Raw genomic sequence first — 16,222 nt, 5'->3', positions numbered from 1 at the left:
GTGCTAAACATAGCCGAATCTTGGGCGACTTCGCTATCTTACACATTTCAACTCTACTTTGATTTTAGCGGATATTGCGATATGGCAATGGGGCTTGCCCTAATGTTTGGCATAGTGCTACCGCTCAACTTCAACTCGCCCTACAAATCGCTAAATATCGCAGAATTTTGGAGGCGGTGGCATATCACTTTGGGGCGTTTCTTAAAAGAGTGTCTTTATATTCCGCTTGGTGGCAATCGAATGGGTAAAATCTTAAATTTGCGAAATCTTTTTATCGTAGCATTTTTAAGCGGTATCTGGCACGGCGCAGGGTGGGGATTTGTGATTTGGGGAGTGTTGCACGGAGTGGCAATGGTGATTCATCGAATCTATTCGTGGTGGGTTGGCAATTTGTCTTTGGGTATTCATTCCGCAGATTTGCTAAATCGCCACAAGGCACGGACGCAAAGTCCGCTATCCTTGTGTCGATTCAGCAAAAACCACGAAAGCAACACCGCAAATACTTCGATTGTTTTAAGCACGAACGATTTAAACGAATCGTCATTGCGAGGCAGTTTGAGCGAAGCAAAAACAACGAAGCAATCCAAAAATTCCCCCTCCCTTGCGGAGGGGGATACAGGGGGTGGGTTAAAAGTGCAAAAAAATGTTAGCGCACAATTTTTAAATAATAAATCTACCCACCCCCCTAGCCCCCTCCGCAAGGGAGGGGGGACAAGAGAGTGGCAACTCCACAATGGAGTGGGAATCTTTGAAGTTGTTATCAGCAAGGGAGGGGGAATTTTTGGATTCAAACTTTACAAATGATGGGGGACAAGTCGGCAAGTCGCGCTTTTTAGCATTCACCCAAAGCAAAATCTACAAAATCCTTGCGTGGTTTATCACATTTAATTTTGTGAATATCGCTTGGATATTTTTTCGTGCGGAGAATGTGAGCGGTGCGGTAAATCTACTCAAAGGTATGTTTGGGATTGTGTGGGTAGAGTTGCCACAAAAATGGAGCAAAATTTTTAATGAGATTCACGCCCAAACAAATGAGATTTTAATCTACACGATTTGTGCGTTTATCGTGTGCCTTGCGTGTAAAAACAGCTTTGAAATGCTAAAAAATTTTGACACCAAAATCCTAAAAATCAGCATTTCAGCGCGAATCTACGGCAAAAAGATTTGGCTAAAAGGTGGCGCGGTATTTACGCGATTTGCGCTCACTCTTGCGCTGTTTTATGCGAGTGTGTGGGCTATGATTGCAAATGTGCTTGATTCAAACGCATACACGCCATTTTTGTATTTCAACTTTTAGGGGGCGAGTATGAATCAAAGCACAAAAAATTACAAAAATTTCTCCATTTTCTTTGCAGGAATCTTATGCGTGGCGTGTGTGATAAGCGCGTTACTTGGCATTTTGCTTTATATTTATGACCCATTTATGCTATTTCATAAGCCGTATTTTCGCGCTATGACTTACCATAGCGATATGCGCCTTCAAGCAAAGGGTATTATTGACAATGTAGATTTTGATAGCGTTATTTTAGGCACTTCTATGTTAGAAAATACTTCGGCAAAAGAAGCAGGGCAAAAGCTAGGTGGAAAATGGGTAAATCTAACTCTAACAGGCAGTGATTTTAACGAGCGCAAAATCGTATTTGAATACGCTATAAAGCACAAAATTATTAAACAGATTATTTTTTCTATTGACGCTTATTTGCTAAATGGGGATAAAGAAAATTCTACTTCGTGGCGCGTAAATTCTAATCTTTATAGCGATGGTTTATTTTGGCAAAAATATAAGCGATATTTGGATAAAAAATTCATTCGTTGTGCTAGAAAATGGAGCAAAGATAAGGATTGTGTGGGCGATAAAAAAGATTTAGAAACATTAACGCAAAATGAATATCGCTCATCTAAAAAGCATTTTGGCGGATTTGCAAATTGGGGCGAGGGGCAAAAAGATGAAGCCATAAAGCAATATAATGAATATGTAAAAAATGATTTTCGTCCAAAAAGTAAGCAAACAAAACGGCTAGATTTTGAGGGACAAAAAATCTATTTGCAAGAAAGCATATTGCAAATGATTAAGCAAAATCCGCAAATAGAATTTAGCCTTATTTTTCCGCCATATCCGCGATTTTTTTACGCGCTTTTTCCGTTGCTTGAAGACGCATATCACAAAGGTAGAAATGGCGCGGAAATGTTTGCTGAAACAAAAGCGATTTTAAAATGGCTTGTAAATGAAGTCGCGAATCTGCAAAACGCTAAAATCTATGGATTTGATGACTTGGACTATGCCGATAATATCGCAAATTATTGTGATTCATCGCACCACTACTTTGATATGAATCAAATGCAACTTGACGCAATCGCAAATGGGACGCATATCTTAACGCCCCAAAATATCGATAAATATTTAGCCACAATGGAATCTAAAATCAAAAACTATGACATAGCCCCACTTATCGCCGAAATCAAAGCGTGGGAAGAAAAAAACGCAAAAAGCAATGACAAATAACACAAAATAACACGAATCCACGCAAAATAACCAAAAATAATTAAAAGCATAAAAATCAATCAAAATATATTATACACGCTTAAATATGGCGATTAAAACCATAAATTTAGGCTAGAAATTTTGTTTAAATTTGAGATTTTCATATCTCAAAAGAATCTTAAAAATCAAAGAATCTTAAGAATGAAGTTTTAAGAATACTTTGCAAAAGTTTTTTTTTAGATTTTAAGAAGTCATTATAAAAAGTTTATGTGTAGCGACATACTTGTTTGCATCGTGTATCATAGCTTAAAAGTCTATTTCGTGATATTAAGTTAAGCGTTATTTTTATTTTGTGTGATTGTCAAAATAATGAGTAAAAAGTTATTGTGTTTGCAAAGTTTTTGTTGTATAAAATCCCATTCTTTTATAAAAACCTCCAAAAAACTCCAAAATCTTGCAAAAAACTTCAAAAATTCTGCAAAATATCCCAAAATCAAAACCCCCCCCCTCCAAAATCCATTTACGCAACTCGCATAAAACAAATGCCCCCCAAACAAACGCTTATGCAAAAGCGAAATCTTATCGCTTAGTCCCCTGTCTCTACGATTACGCGGTTATTTGCGCTTTGTAGTGGGCGATTGTTTGCGCCGATGACTTTGCTAAATGCCCCTACTTGCGCTTTTGAAGCCTCTAGTGGCAAAGTATTTACTATCCACACTACGCCCTCTGTGCAAGGGGGAGTGGTAAGAGAGCCATTAAACTTCATATAAGATTCTAGCCCTTTGGTAAGCGAGCTTAAATCTAGTTTTGCTAGAGTTGCTTTATCGCCCTCTTTTTGAGGAAGCACTTTTTGGATTTCGCCGATGGCTGGATTTTCTACCCCGCTTTGATTAAAAAGCACGGCTATGATTAGCTGTTGCCCATCTTTTGCTTTGTGGATTAGTTGTGCTTCCATTGGGAAAGATTTGCCCGCTACTTTATGCTCTGAAGGCGTGTGGATAGCTAGTTGAGTAAGCGCGTATTCGCTTTTTTCAAGCTTTATTGAGCTTCCTGCTTTGAAATTCACTTGGATACCTCGCCCGTTATTTACTACTTCTAATACATCGCCTTTGTAGTTAAATTTGATAGGGCTAGCGGTATTTGCTTGGAAAACATTTTCCATTTTTATATCAATAGGTGATTGATATTTGCCGTTTTTGCACGCGCTAAATTCTGGCGTATCGCCCCATTTTGCAGGCAAAATCTTTGGTGCTTTGTAGCCCCAATTTACCGTGCTTTGCTGCGCAGGTGCTTTGGCTGGTGCAGCACCTAGATGGCTAACCAAACTTGCGCAAGCTAATGCGCCCATAATAGAAAATGCTGAAAGTCTCATCTTACAACTCCTGTTTTGGATTATTGTCGCAATGCGTAGAATCAAAGCTAGATTTTGCCTACCAAAAGTCGCGCACAAATCTATCTAAGCCCTATCGCAAAGCAATCAATGTAACAAAATGCTAGCATATTTAGGTTAAAAATCTAGCCAAATTCTCATTTTTTTGCGATTTTGTGAATTTTTGGATTTTGGAATATTTTGTAAGTTTTTGTGGATTTTTGCAAAGTTTTGCAAAGATTTTGAAAAAATATTGCCACACCATTTTTTTTTTTTTTGTAAAAATGCAACATTTTCATAAAACAAGACAATTTTTATACAATTTTTAAGATAAGGAGTAACAATGCAAAATCCAAAAAGACAAAATCCAAAAATGCAAATTTTATGTCGCCACATTGTTTATCAAAATCTATCAAAGCTAGCATTTTATGTGGCATTTGCGCTATTTTTCACAAGCAGTTTTATAAACACAGCGCAAGCGCAAAAAATGCTTGATAGCGGACAGCGCACGGGGTTTGTAGCGCGTGCAAGTATAGGTGCGGACTATCTACACCACAAAGCAGGAGCGAGCAGGCTAGGTGGCTTGCTAATGTCGATAAATGGCACACTTGGGTGGAATTGGCGGGATTATGGCAAGCTAGAATTTAGTGGGCGATTTGGCGCGGGGACAAATAATATTTATGGTGCATATCCCATAGGTGCGACACAGATAGGCACACAGCCTTTGAGTAATCTTAGTTTTAAAGGTGGTGTATTTATGGAGTATGGAGCAGAGGCAAAAGGTGGATACAATCTTGCCTCTGCTTTGAAAGCGTGGAAATATCCATTATTTATCAATTTTGGTAGCGAGATTTACGCATTTGTGCAAGGTGCTGTTTATGCTCCTTATGCCACAGGTTTGGCTTTGACAAGGTTTTTTGTAGAGCTAGATGGAGGAGCGGTTTTAACTCAAAAATGGGCTTTAGAGTATGTCGCTAGAGTATCTCTTATGGGAGGTAGCGTAACTTTTAGCGGGGTTGATCTTACCTCAAATGATGCTTCGCTAGATTCTATCATTTCAGGCTATGGACTAAAATTTGGGCTAGGTGGCAGGTATAAAATGGGCAAAAATGCCTACTTTTTTGCGAGGGTAAATGTGGCTTACCAAAATCTAAGTGCGGGCGAGCAAAAATCAATCACCATAAAGGCAAATCCAACGACAAACAAGCCAGAGACAAATGGACTAAATGCGGGAGCGAGCGCGAATGTGCGCTACCCTGCGAGTGATAGCATTTATGCGGGCTTGCAATTTGGATTTGGGTATTAAAGGAGGTGTGAGATGCCAAACAAGATACAAGCAAACAAGATACAAGTATGTATGTTACGCAGATTGTTTATCGCTTTTGTAGTGTGCTTTTTGGCTTTTGGCGGGCAAAATAAGTCCTATGCAGAATCTAGCTTGCTAAAAAATGGACTATACAAGTCGCTAGGAATAGGCACGGGGTATTATTATTATGGCGAGATAGATACGCAGGGCAAACCTGTGATGAATCTTGATTTTGGGTTGTTTAATGTCTATGGAAACATAGGCTATGTGGCAAGTGGTGGGTTTAAAATAGATTTTTTGCTAGATGCAAATATCGCGCTAGGGCAATACACGGGCGGAGTGCTAGATACAAGCGATGAGAGTAAAGATGGCAAAAGGCTTGTTAGCTTTATGACAAATAGTTTTTATCACGGGGAGTTTAAAATAGGTTATAACTTTTTAAAGCCATTTTTGGTAGAGCGTGCGAGCCTTTATCTACAAGGGGGTTTGGGGTATTATTTTAATCGCACGGATTTGCTTAGTATGGATAGATTGCAAGGCTATCTTTATGTCCCTATCCAGCTTGAGGGCGAGGCAGAGTTAAGTGAAAAATGGGCATTAAATTATATGGGTGGGCTAAATGCGTTTATTTTGGGAAATCATTTATCCACTTCGACAAAATGGCATTACAGCAAGAATTTAGATGTATTGCAAAGTGAGGGGTTTGGTGCAAAAGCGTTTATAGGGGCGACTTATAAGACTAGAGATGATAAAATCAACTCTTTTAGGTTTGTGTATGAGTATTGGAGTGTGGAGGGCTCTCCTGCGGTGGCTATGAGTGATTACACAGGTAAGCTAATCGGACTTTATGAGCCTAAAAATAGCTCACATATTCTAACCATTCAGTATATTTGGAATTTTTGAGATTTTATTGATTTTGTGTTGTTTGTTTGCGGATTGAAAATCGCATTATTTTGCTAAGTTTGTTTATTGCGTTTTGTCATGTGCTATGCAAAACAAAGGACACATTTTTTTAGAAAAATGCTAGATTTCGCGCTGGAATCTATTTTGTTTGAATTATGGATTGCCACGCTTAACTAGCGTTCTCTCACAATGACGACAACGCTTGTCATACTTAAGTGCAACGCCCGAAGTATCCAAAATCCTTGCCATACTTAAGCGTAAGCAAAATATCTCAAAAACTAAAAACGCAAATAGAGATATTTGGTCGTTTCACTTCCTCAATATGACAAAAAAATCCGTCATTGCGAGTGGATTTTGTATAAAATCCGCGTGGGCATCTTTTTTTTGCGAGTTACTTCACTTGTGTTTAAATATGACAAATGTAGCTAAAAATGTTAGGCTCAATCCAACTTAATCCCACATAAATGAGCTTTAAGTTATGATGCACACGATGAAAAACAAGTATATCCACCACATAATAAAAACCTTTGCAAGAATTTAAGAGGCTAAGAAAATCAAAAACAAGATAGATTTTAAAAAAAGATTCTTAAATATGTTTCTACTTTGTTTATGCTCGTAGCTTTTCAAGCAGTCTTGATATTGAATAGGTTAAAATTGCAAAATTAAGCAACATTTCTCGTCAAAGTGTCGATAAAATCATCAATCAAATCCGCATTTTAATCGCCAAAGAATGTGAAAAAACTTCTAAAATGCAAGGCGAAATTGAGATTGATAAAATTAACCTTTTGATATAGATTTTGGGTGCTAAAAGAGTAAGAGGAAAAAGATGGCGAGAAGCTGGTAAGAAAACACCTGTGTGTTTTTGCTTTGTTTTTGCTTACAACTGCAAACAAAAGTGGCTATGCAAAACATAGATTAAGCAAATTTCAAGGAATCAAAAAAGAGAATTTCTTGCTTCACTTAAAAGAAGCAGAATTTAGATATAATGCTCAAATGCAAAAGCAAGATTTGTATAAAATCTTGGCACAAAAATGATAAGAAATCAACCGCTTAAGTTAAATTGGGCAATGTCTTTTTGTCAAAAAAGCGCGGGGGCATTTGCTACAAAATCTAAATGCGAAAAATCTAAAAAGCGCAAAATCCAAAAATCGCAAGTAAAAATCTACAAGCAAAATCTAAGTCAAAACGCCATTTTGTTTTAAGGAAAGCAAAATCTAAGTCAAACAACACTTAAGGAGAGTCATTATGCAAAAAACCGCTTTTCAAATCGTAATTGTATTAGGAATGTTGCTAGGAGGTTTTTTACCCCAAAATCTAGCCGCACAAAATCTAGCTAAATCAACGCCACAAAACCCGCTAAAAATCACGCTTTATGTCGTAGAAAATGTCCCAAACAACAATATGAGCGCGGCATTTGGCAAAATAGAAAATCTAAGCGATGAAACTATCACGCTAAATTCTGCATATAGCGATATAAGCAATGCCACAGAATTGCACCACACTACAAGTGATTCAAACGGCATATCAAAAATGCAAAAAGTAGATTTTTTTGCCATAGAGCCAAAATCTAGCCTGATTTTAAAACCCAAAAGTTATCACATAATGTTTATAGGACTAAAATCCGCGCTAAAAGCGGGCAATAACGCAACGCTAGAGTTAAAATTTACAAAAAATAGCGAGGTAATTACCACTTCGATAAAAACAAAAATCATCGCTAGAAAAGAACTTAGCAAGTATTTGCAACCACTTGGGATTATGCTAGATTCTAGCCAAATGCCACAAAATCCACGCCACCATAATCACTAAACTAAACCCCCCTCCACAAAGGCAACGCACCAAGACACAACGCCTAAAAACACAAAAATTAACAAAGGTAGATTAACTTTAATTAACCAAAAGGATTTAAGATTGCTAGTAGGTTTTAGCGATTATCAATGGTGCAAAAAGCGTAAAATAAGGAGCTTTATTGAGTCATAACAACAAATTTGCTATTATTGCGGGCATTATGATTGTTTGTGCGATTGTGATATTTTCGATTCGCAATGGTTCATTTGACACTTCTGCAGAATCTATCGCACATTCTATAAGCACGGTTAGCCAAAAGCTAAAAAATAGCACAAAAGTCGCTAAGCAAGATGAAGAAGATGACAAGCAGAAGCGAAATTGCTTGCTAAATCGCAGAGTGTGTGATTTAAAACTAGCAGGCGACACTCCTCAAGCTCGCCGAACTCGCGCAAAAGAGGCAAAAGAAGCAGATTCTACCGAAGTGCTTATGCCAAATAATGACCCCCTAGCAGTTACAGTAGAGATGATACCAAAAAGCGTTCGTCCATTAAAAACCATCACTTTTCGTGTGGAGGGGGCGGATTTTCGTGCATTAGAGGGGCGATTAGAGGGGCTAAATATGGATATGGGCACAACTATCATCACTTTTAAAAAATCAGGCAACAATCGCTATGATGGTAAGTTTATCCCCTCTGTTTGCATAGAAGAAGTGATGGAATATAGCCTAAAACTTTATGATGAGGGGCGAGATTTGGGCTTTGCGGTAGATTTTGATATGTATCGGTAGGATTTTGCTAAAGATTCTCTCTTGCATTTGTAGCTAGAAAATCACAAAACAAGGTTAAGACTTAAGTAAGGAGAAACAATGCCAGAAACTATTAAAACTCCAAAATCTAATCCAAATTCAGGTATTTTTCGCGCTTTGGGGATTTTGCTTACCGTGTTGTTTTTAGGTGGGCTTGCGTATTGGAGTTTGCAAAAAAGCCATTCTTATGGATTTAGTGGTGCAAAAAGTGTGCAGGGCATCGTAGATATGTCAAACTTTGATGGAAAATATAAAATCATATATTTTGGATTTTTATCCTGCCCAGATGTATGCCCAAATACTTTGCAGTTAGTCGCACAAGCCATAGAAAAACTGCAAGATTCTAGCGAGGTTGTCCTGCTTTTTGTCTCGCTAGACCCGCAGAGGGATAGCCTAAGTGATATAGACAGCTACGCTAAGCATTTTTATGCCCGCTCTTATGGATTGCTTTTTGAGCTAGATGAGCTAGAAAAAATCAAAAAAACTTATGGCGTGCATTCGCGAAAAATAGAGCAAAAAGACTCCGCCCTAGACTACACCATAGAGCATAGCTCTGTGGTGTATCTTTTTGACAAAAAAGGCAGACTAATCGAAGAAGTGCGAAATCTAGCCCAGCTAGATACTTCTTTGCAAAATCTAATCACTCGCCATTAGCACCGCCATTAGCCACAATGTTGTTCGCACGACTAGCAAAATCGCTACCACACAAAAAAGCCATAGCTAGCCTACATTTGCTAGTTTGGATTTTGGTAGCGTTGTGCGTGCTTAATGCTTGCAATGATGCCCCCTCACAAAATCCCACAGATACAAAATCCCCAACGCAAAAAACGCAAGATAAGCAAGAAACAAAAAATAAACAAGAAGCGCAAAATATCCCAGACGCAATAGATAATAAAAAAACAAAAGAGGCGCAAAAAGCACCAGATTTCACGGCGAGTGATTTTGTCAAAAGTCCTTTTGCGCTTTTTTCTAGCGAGGTAGATTCTGCGCTATCTAGCGTTTTTAAAGCCCCTTTAGAGATTTTGCAGCACGATACAAATAAGCCGATTTTGCTTTTTTTTGGCTCGCCTTTTTGCAAACCCTGCAAAACCATCTCTCAAAATATCGCACAATCAACCCCCCTCCAAGACGCGCTAAAATCCCATTACCAAGCCTATTTTATCAATATCTTATCTAAAGAATCTATGCAAATAAACTTGCCTTTTTTAGCAAAATCATTAGCGCAAAAAAACTCTACGCAAAATCCACAAAATCCACAAAAAAACCACCACTCAAAAAATCAACCACCGCCCAAAAATCCCGCGACATTTTCAACCACCCAAAAAGATTTTAGCCTAGCACTAGGGGTTCGCGCTACGCCCACGCTTATGTTTTTGGACGCAAAGGGGGAGGAGATTTTTCGCTTTGTAGGAGGGATTAGCACGGAGCATTTAGCCATTATGCTAGATTTTTTGAAATCCCCACCCACTAATAAAAACCAACAACAAATTGCGCTAGAATTACACTCTATTTTTAAAGCGCAAAATCCAAACTAAAACCACAAAAAAGGAGAATCTATGTTTAGAAAAGTCGCACTAGGGCTAAATATCGACCACATAGCCACACTGCGCGAAGCCCGCAAAATCAACTACCCAGACCCATTAGAAGCGGTATTTATCGCTAAAAATTGTGGGGTGGAGCAAATCACTTTGCATTTAAGAGAAGACCGCAGACATATCCAAGATGATGATGTCGAGCGTGTCATCACTAGCTCAAATATCCCTGTAAATGTCGAATGCTCCTGCGATGAACATATCGTAGATTTGTTGTGCGAGCTAAAACCTTTTAAAATAACACTTGTCCCAGAAAAGCGCGAGGAGCTAACCACAGAGGGTGGGCTAAATATGCGCTCTAAAAATATAAAAGATATCATCGAAGAGTTTAAAGCCCGTAATATTTTTGTCTCTACTTTTATCGACCCCGAGCTAGAATCCATCGAGCTATCCAAGCAATACGGGGCGTTAGGAGTAGAGCTACACACAGGCGAATACTCCAATATCTATGAAGCCCTCTACTCCAATATCGAGCGCACGCACAACGCGCTAAACTACCTTGCTCTAGCCCAACAAGAGCTAGAATCTAAATTGCAAGATTCTATCCATTCGCTTAGCTCGTGTGCCAAAATCGCACAAGAGCTAGGGCTAAGCGTATTTGCAGGACACGGGCTAAACTACCATAATGTAAGAAATATCGTAGAGATTCCGCATATTACCGAGCTAAATATCGGGCATAGTATCATCTCTAGAGCGGTTATGGTGGGGCTAGATAGGGCGATACGAGATATGCAGGGGTTGCTTTTTAGGCAAATAGATTAGATTTTAGATTTTGTGGCTTTTGGTGCAAATAAGGCTTTTGTCAATATTTTTATAAGGAGTGCAAATGTGGTTTGATAAAATATGGATTTTTGATAAAGTGTTTCGCCCTATTGGCAGGGCGATAGTAAGCGCACTAGACTTCATTGCAAAATATTTCAAGGTATTTGTGTTTTTGTTTATCGTGGCGTTGATTTTATCCCCTAGTGGCGAGCCTACGCAGATTCCAAACCTTGCTAAAATCGAGCTAAAAGGCGCGATTATAAACGCAAATGCTGTGCGCGCACAAATCGAGCAAATCAACAAATACCCCACCATAAAAGGTGTGTTGCTTGTGATTGACTCGCCGGGGGGCGCGGTGGGCGCGAGCGTGGAAATCGCGGACTTAATCAAAGAGCTCAATGCCAAAATCCCCGTAGTCGCGCACGCTCAAGGCACTATGGCAAGCGGGGCGTATTATGCAGGGGCATACTCTCGCAAAATCTATGCAAATCGCGGGAGCTTGGTAGGGAGCATAGGCGTGATTTTCCCGGGTAGCAATATCGAGGAGCTACTAGGCAAAATCGGCTACAAGCCCTCCGTGCTAAAAGCGGGCGAGTATAAAGAAATCGGCACGCCATATCGTGCGTGGAGCGAGGAGGAACGCGAGTTTTTGCAAAATCTCATAAATGAGGAGTATGACATTTTTGTGAGTGATATGGTGGAGGCGCGAGGGCTTAAAAAAGAGGATTCTGCAAAATTTGCAGAGGGCAAGATTTTCACGGCAAAATCCGCTTTGGAGCTAGGGCTAATAGACGCGCTAGGCTCGCAAAATAACGCCATAGAGGAGCTAAAAAATTTAAGCAAAGTAAAGCAAGAGCGGTGGCTAAAAAAGGATAAATTTGAATCCTTTATGGATAGCTTGATAGAGGGGAGTGCTAGCCTTGTGCTTGGCGCATTTAGCGGGCTAAATAGCACACTTGGCGGGTTTTCGTTGCGCTAAATACTTGTAAAAATGCGCGAAGTTTGTGGAATTTAAATTTTAAAATTTAAAAGGCTAAAATAAGGGAGCAAATGCAGATTTTACACGATTATTTAACCGCGATTTGTGGGATAAAAGAGAGCGACAAAGAGCATACGCACCGAAGCGCGTTAGAGAATCTCTTTAAGGCGATTTTGGCGCATTTGGCAATCACGCACAAAGATTTTAGCAATATTGCCATTATCCACGAGCCAAACAATGACAAAAGCGAAAAAAAGGGCGGTGCGCCAGACTTTCAAGTAATCCTTAATGGGGGGGGGGGCAAAATAATCTAGCGCAAAATGGACTAACGCTAGGCTACATTGAAAATAAACGCGTGAATGCGGATTTAGCGCGTCTCATCGATGAGTCAAACGCAAATCCAAAGGCGCAAATCGCCAAATATCTCACGCTAAGCGACAATCTCATTCTCACCGATTATCTGCGCTTTTTACGCATCGCCAAAGATGACAAAGGCAAAATCGTAATTACCCAAGAAATCACCATTTGCGCCCTAAATGAGATTCAAGCAATTCTCAAAAACAAATCCGCGCTAGAATCCAAACAAAGCGAAATCTTAGATTTTTTCGCCCTCTTTTTTAGCGCAACTCCAAAGTCCATAAACACCGCCCTAGAATTTGCAGAATCCCTAGCACAGCGCACACGGCTTGTATTTGACATTCTCACACAAAACCCGCAAAATCCCCAAATCTCCACGCTTTACCAAAATTTTAGGGATATTTTGTATAAGGATTTGGATTTTGAGTCCTTTTGCGATAGCTTCGCTCAAACGCTCACTTACGCGCTCTTTTTAGCACGGCTAAACAACTCCACAGAGCCAAACGCCACACGGAGCGAAACCATTGATTTATACAATGCCAAAAAATTTATCCCCAAATCCTTCCCGCTTATTCGCGCGATGAGCGGATTTTTGGATAATTTAGATGAGTTAGATTCGCTAAAATGGCTGATTAAAGAGATTTTAAGTATTATAAATCACATCGACCCCGCGCAGATTACCATAGAGCTAAACAAAATCGCGGATAAAGACTTGCTAGGCGATTATTTGCATAAAGACCCGTATTTGCATTTCTATGAGACTTTTTTAAGCCAATACGACCCAAAATTGCGCGAACTTCGTGGCGTGTATTATACGCCATTTGCGGTTGTGAGCTTTATCATAAATGCGATAGATTCCACGCTTAAAGCCGACTTTGGCAAGGCAAAAGGACTAGGCAGTGCGTTAGAAAATGATACTATCACGCTACTAGATTTTGCCACAGGCACGGGGACATTTTTGCTAGAGGCATTTCGTAAAGCACTCGAATCCATACCCAAAAACTCGGGGCATTACAAGCCCAAAAACTTACTCAATCGTTTTAGTGGCTTTGAGTTTCTCATCGCCCCTTATACGATTGCGTATCTTAAAATCCCACAATCTTTCAAAGAGGAATTTAACGCCCCTTTAAGCGATAATGAAAAGCTTAATATTTTGCTTACAAATACTATCTACGCCAAATCCGCCAAAGATGAGCAAAACACCAAATCCACCCTTTTTGCAGGTATGTATGAACTCGCCCAAGAGTTTTTAGGTGCGCAAAATCTAAAAGAACAAAGCATTTTAATCATCACGGGCAATCCCCCATACAGCGGTGCTAGTGCAAACAAAGGACTTTATGAAGATGAAGTCAAAATCGCCTATGGTTTAGAGCCAAGCCACGCAAATCTAAATGCCGAAGCACAGCGCATCATAAAATCCTACTTTGCAAACCCAAGCGATAAAGCAAAGCAAAAGGATTTTAGGGGCATTTATGAATCGCGCAAACTCCAAAATGAGAAAAATCCCAAGTGGCTTTTAGATGATTATGTGAAATTTATCCGCCTTGCCGAATCCAAAATCCAAAGCCAAGAAAACGGCATTATTGCAATCATTTCAAATAATGGATTCATCGATAATCCCACATTTCGCGGTATGCGATGGCATTTGCTAAACACCTTTGATACAATCTACATTGTGGATTTGCACGGCAACGCTAGAAAAAAAGAAGTCGCGCCAAATGGCAGCAAAGATGACAATGTCTTTGACATTATGCAAGGCGTGTGTATAAGCGTGTTTGTGAAATTACACAACCAAAACAAGCCCACGCCACCGATTATAAAGGTTGAGTCGCCCCCGCATATCAAATGGGAAACATACACAAACACGCCACAATGCAAGGTTTATCATTATGATTTATACGGCAGACGCAAGGACAAATACGCCTTTTTGCAAGGCAATGGGCTTGAATCTGTCGCGTGGAGCGAACTTGCACCAAAAGCACCATTTTATCTCTTTATCCCGCAAAATGAAGCATTACGAGAGCAATACGACAAAGGCATAAGCGTAAAGGATATGTTTAGGGTTTCTAGTGTGGGCATTGTAAGCGGTAGGGATTCAATACTAATTGCGCCAAATGAGCAGATTTTAGAATCGCAAATCAAAGAACATTATAAAGAATTTGATAAAATTTTATGCAAAGATATTGCATATCGCCCATTTGATATACGCAAGATTTATTATGATAAAACTAAAATAGATAGACCAAGAAGTGAAGTTATGAAGCATTTTATTTTACCACCACAAAACAAGTCTAAAGATTCCCCCTCCCTTGCGGAGGGGGTTAGGGGGTGGGTAAAAACCGACAAATCCCAAAATCATCGCCAACTTACGCCATATATGAAAGAATTTAGCCGACAAATGCGCAAAAATCCCACTGACGCAGAAAATAAACTTTGGCAAGAATTGCGTGGCAAAAAGCTAGGTTTTAGGTTTAGACGGCAATTTGTGATTGATTCTAAATATATCGCGGATTTTGTTTGCCTAGAAAAACGGCTTATTATCGAATGTGATGGCGGACAACATAATCAAAATTTTGAGGATATTGAGCGTGATTTTTATTTAGAATCACAAAATTTTAGAATTTTGCGTTTTTGGAATAATGAGATTTTAGAGAATTTAGAGGGCGTTTTATGCGTGATTAAAGAAACTTTGGAATCTGATTTTGCTGACACAAAATCTACCCACCCCCTAACCCCCTCCGCAAGGGAGGGGGAATTGCAGGGTAGCACTCCACAAAATAATGCAGAATTTAGAAGTAATGACAATGTGGGATTAGTATGTGATAAAGGTTGCAAATTGCAAAATGTGGATAATTTTTTCGTAGCAAATAATATTATTGATAAACACCTAATGGTGATTCTGGGTATGCTTTCCCACTTTACCTAATCGAATCCGATTCGCGAATCGAGAATTTTGCGCCCGAATTTCGCGCATTTGTGGATAAAAAATATGGGATAAGATTCACGCCAGAGCAGATTTTGGGATATATTTATGCGATTCTCTATCACAAAGATTATCGCGAAAAATATGTGGATTTTTTGAAAATCGACTTCCCAAAAGTGCCATTTGTAAAATCTAAAAAAGACTTTTTGGCGTTAAGTGCGCTTGGGTGTGAGCTAGTTGATTTGCACCTAATGCGCGTGGATTTGAGCGGTGAGTCTGTGGGCGAACCGCTTTTTAGCGATTTGGGCGACAAAAATGAGAGAATTGAAAAAATCGCCTACAATGCCGAATCTAAACGGCTTTTTGTTAATGCAAGTTTGTATTTTAGCAATGTGAGTGCGGAAGTGTGGGAGTATAAAATCGGTGGCTACCAAGTTTTAGACAAATATCTAAAATCCCACAAAGGCGAATCTATCGACTATACTCACTTTGAACGCGTAATCAAAACCTTGCATAAATCCTTGCAAATACAAGCCAAAATCGCGCAAATATCGCTATGATAAATGCGACATTATAATTTTTCGATATAATCGCATATCAAGTGTCGATTTTAAGGATAATAAATGCCCAAGCTAGACGGATTAAAAGAGGATTTAGGATATTTTAAGTTTTGTTTTGGGATTGTTGTGGCGACTTTTTTAGCCCTTGTAGGCTGGATAGCGACAAACTACAACAATGCTCAAATGTGGCTTGTCATCGTTGCTTGCTGCACTTCTTTGATATTTGCTGTGCTTGCGATATTTCTCAACAAAAAAATGAGAAAAATCATCAAAGAAATCTACAAAATTAATAAAACAAAAAAGGAGAAATAAAATGGAATATGTGATTTTTGGGACGATTTTTTTGGCATTTTGCGCGATTGCGTATAGCATTTACAACGCTACTTTAGAATAAAATTA

At 39.2% G+C, this 16,222-nt stretch carries 19 protein-coding genes and 2 pseudogenes; 18 read left to right on the top strand and 3 right to left on the bottom strand.

What is annotated here, in order from left to right:
- From ACWIX0_RS10895 to ACWIX0_RS10885, 3 genes are all read left to right on the top strand, one after another.
- A partial coding sequence (locus ACWIX0_RS10895; protein ID WP_454174025.1) for an MBOAT family O-acyltransferase occupies window positions 1-804 on the top strand: 804 nt, incomplete at its 5' end.
- Window positions 749-1,297 carry a hypothetical protein gene (locus ACWIX0_RS10890; RefSeq protein WP_454174024.1) on the top strand — a complete coding sequence of 183 codons (549 nt, stop codon included), beginning with the start codon at window positions 749-751 and terminating at the stop codon, window positions 1,295-1,297. The genes ACWIX0_RS10895 and ACWIX0_RS10890, both read left to right, overlap by 56 nt.
- 9 nt (window positions 1,298-1,306) lie before the next feature.
- Window positions 1,307-2,503 carry a hypothetical protein gene (locus tag ACWIX0_RS10885; protein WP_454174023.1) on the top strand — a complete coding sequence of 399 codons (1,197 nt, stop codon included), beginning with the start codon at window positions 1,307-1,309 and terminating at the stop codon, window positions 2,501-2,503.
- Window positions 2,504-2,814: 311 nt separating this feature from the next.
- Here the strand turns inward: ACWIX0_RS10885 and ACWIX0_RS10880 are convergent, their stop codons facing one another.
- Together ACWIX0_RS10880 and ACWIX0_RS10875 are read right to left on the bottom strand one after the other, a co-directional pair.
- Entirely contained in the window at window positions 2,815-3,024 is a 210-nt protein-coding gene (locus tag ACWIX0_RS10880) for a hypothetical protein (protein WP_454174022.1), read from the bottom strand.
- A gap of 44 nt (window positions 3,025-3,068) precedes the next feature.
- Window positions 3,069-3,854, bottom strand: a complete 786-nt coding sequence (locus ACWIX0_RS10875) for a carbonic anhydrase (protein WP_454174021.1) — start codon at window positions 3,852-3,854, stop codon at window positions 3,069-3,071.
- A gap of 340 nt (window positions 3,855-4,194) precedes the next feature.
- On the opposite strand from ACWIX0_RS10875, the gene ACWIX0_RS10870 reads away from it, so the two are divergent.
- From ACWIX0_RS10870 to ACWIX0_RS10835, 8 genes and pseudogenes are all read left to right on the top strand, one after another.
- Complete coding sequence (locus ACWIX0_RS10870) at window positions 4,195-5,157, top strand: hypothetical protein (RefSeq protein ID WP_454174020.1); 963 nt, start codon at window positions 4,195-4,197, stop codon at window positions 5,155-5,157.
- A 12-nt stretch (window positions 5,158-5,169) separates the two neighbouring features.
- Window positions 5,170-6,060, top strand: a complete 891-nt coding sequence (locus tag ACWIX0_RS10865; RefSeq protein ID WP_454174019.1) for a hypothetical protein — start codon at window positions 5,170-5,172, stop codon at window positions 6,058-6,060.
- 202 nt (window positions 6,061-6,262) lie between these two features.
- On the top strand, window positions 6,263-6,514 hold the full coding sequence (locus ACWIX0_RS10860; protein ID WP_454174018.1) for a hypothetical protein: 252 nt from the start codon (window positions 6,263-6,265) through the stop codon (window positions 6,512-6,514).
- 196 nt (window positions 6,515-6,710) lie between these two features.
- Window positions 6,711-6,917: pseudogene (locus ACWIX0_RS10855) on the top strand (IS1595 family transposase); the annotation flags it as partial.
- Window positions 6,918-6,956: 39 nt separating this feature from the next.
- A pseudogene (locus tag ACWIX0_RS10850) lies at window positions 6,957-7,121 on the top strand (IS1595 family transposase); the annotation flags it as partial.
- 184 nt (window positions 7,122-7,305) lie between these two features.
- Complete coding sequence (locus ACWIX0_RS10845; RefSeq protein ID WP_454174017.1) at window positions 7,306-7,866, top strand: copper chaperone PCu(A)C; 561 nt, start codon at window positions 7,306-7,308, stop codon at window positions 7,864-7,866.
- 160 nt (window positions 7,867-8,026) lie between these two features.
- Window positions 8,027-8,632, top strand: a complete 606-nt coding sequence (locus tag ACWIX0_RS10840) for a hypothetical protein (RefSeq protein WP_454174016.1) — start codon at window positions 8,027-8,029, stop codon at window positions 8,630-8,632.
- A 78-nt stretch (window positions 8,633-8,710) separates the two neighbouring features.
- Window positions 8,711-9,304, top strand: a complete 594-nt coding sequence (locus tag ACWIX0_RS10835; protein ID WP_454174015.1) for an SCO family protein — start codon at window positions 8,711-8,713, stop codon at window positions 9,302-9,304.
- On the opposite strand, the gene ACWIX0_RS10830 is transcribed toward ACWIX0_RS10835, so the two are convergent.
- Entirely contained in the window at window positions 9,291-9,428 is a 138-nt protein-coding gene (locus tag ACWIX0_RS10830; RefSeq protein WP_454174014.1) for a hypothetical protein, read from the bottom strand. The genes ACWIX0_RS10835 and ACWIX0_RS10830 overlap by 14 nt on opposite strands.
- Here ACWIX0_RS10830 and ACWIX0_RS10825 point away from each other — a divergent pair.
- From ACWIX0_RS10825 to ACWIX0_RS10795, 7 genes are all read left to right on the top strand, one after another.
- The gene (locus tag ACWIX0_RS10825; RefSeq protein ID WP_454174013.1) at window positions 9,412-10,185 is read left to right on the top strand and encodes a thioredoxin family protein; all 774 of its coding nucleotides are present in this window, start codon (window positions 9,412-9,414) and stop codon (window positions 10,183-10,185) included. The genes ACWIX0_RS10830 and ACWIX0_RS10825 overlap by 17 nt on opposite strands.
- Window positions 10,186-10,206: 21 nt before the next feature.
- A complete protein-coding gene (locus ACWIX0_RS10820) occupies window positions 10,207-11,004 on the top strand; it encodes a pyridoxine 5'-phosphate synthase (protein WP_454174012.1) in 798 nt (265 codons plus the stop codon).
- Window positions 11,005-11,068: 64 nt separating this feature from the next.
- Window positions 11,069-11,983 carry a signal peptide peptidase SppA gene (sppA, locus tag ACWIX0_RS10815; RefSeq protein WP_454174011.1) on the top strand — a complete coding sequence of 305 codons (915 nt, stop codon included), beginning with the start codon at window positions 11,069-11,071 and terminating at the stop codon, window positions 11,981-11,983.
- Between the two features lie 71 nt (window positions 11,984-12,054).
- Complete coding sequence (locus ACWIX0_RS10810) at window positions 12,055-12,297, top strand: hypothetical protein (protein WP_454174010.1); 243 nt, start codon at window positions 12,055-12,057, stop codon at window positions 12,295-12,297.
- Between the two features lie 41 nt (window positions 12,298-12,338).
- Complete coding sequence (locus ACWIX0_RS10805) at window positions 12,339-15,266, top strand: DUF559 domain-containing protein (RefSeq protein ID WP_454174009.1); 2,928 nt, start codon at window positions 12,339-12,341, stop codon at window positions 15,264-15,266.
- Entirely contained in the window at window positions 15,266-15,823 is a 558-nt protein-coding gene (locus ACWIX0_RS10800; protein WP_454174026.1) for a type ISP restriction/modification enzyme, read from the top strand. The genes ACWIX0_RS10805 and ACWIX0_RS10800 overlap by 1 nt, the downstream gene beginning before the upstream one ends.
- Before the next feature lie 63 nt (window positions 15,824-15,886).
- A complete protein-coding gene (locus ACWIX0_RS10795; protein ID WP_454151091.1) occupies window positions 15,887-16,135 on the top strand; it encodes a hypothetical protein in 249 nt (82 codons plus the stop codon).
- Window positions 16,136-16,222: the final 87 nt, after the last annotated feature.

The sequence above is a fragment of the Helicobacter sp. T3_23-1059 genome, assembly GCF_053654515.1.
This window is presented reverse-complemented; position numbering and strand designations above follow the sequence as displayed.

What these genes read in the sequence shown, in the direction of transcription:
- ACWIX0_RS10885 (WP_454174023.1), top strand. Translation starts at nt 1,307, where the DNA reads ATGAATCAAAGCACAAAAAATTACAAAAATTTCTCCATTTTCTTTGCA.
- ACWIX0_RS10875 (WP_454174021.1), bottom strand. Translation starts at nt 3,854, where the DNA reads ATGAGACTTTCAGCATTTTCTATTATGGGCGCATTAGCTTGCGCAAGT.
- ACWIX0_RS10870 (WP_454174020.1), top strand. Translation starts at nt 4,195, where the DNA reads ATGCAAAATCCAAAAAGACAAAATCCAAAAATGCAAATTTTATGTCGC.
- ACWIX0_RS10865 (WP_454174019.1), top strand. Translation starts at nt 5,170, where the DNA reads ATGCCAAACAAGATACAAGCAAACAAGATACAAGTATGTATGTTACGC.
- ACWIX0_RS10845 (WP_454174017.1), top strand. Translation starts at nt 7,306, where the DNA reads ATGCAAAAAACCGCTTTTCAAATCGTAATTGTATTAGGAATGTTGCTA.
- ACWIX0_RS10835 (WP_454174015.1), top strand. Translation starts at nt 8,711, where the DNA reads ATGCCAGAAACTATTAAAACTCCAAAATCTAATCCAAATTCAGGTATT.
- ACWIX0_RS10820 (WP_454174012.1), top strand. Translation starts at nt 10,207, where the DNA reads ATGTTTAGAAAAGTCGCACTAGGGCTAAATATCGACCACATAGCCACA.
- sppA (WP_454174011.1), top strand. Translation starts at nt 11,069, where the DNA reads ATGTGGTTTGATAAAATATGGATTTTTGATAAAGTGTTTCGCCCTATT.
- ACWIX0_RS10810 (WP_454174010.1), top strand. Translation starts at nt 12,055, where the DNA reads ATGCAGATTTTACACGATTATTTAACCGCGATTTGTGGGATAAAAGAG.
- ACWIX0_RS10795 (WP_454151091.1), top strand. Translation starts at nt 15,887, where the DNA reads ATGCCCAAGCTAGACGGATTAAAAGAGGATTTAGGATATTTTAAGTTT.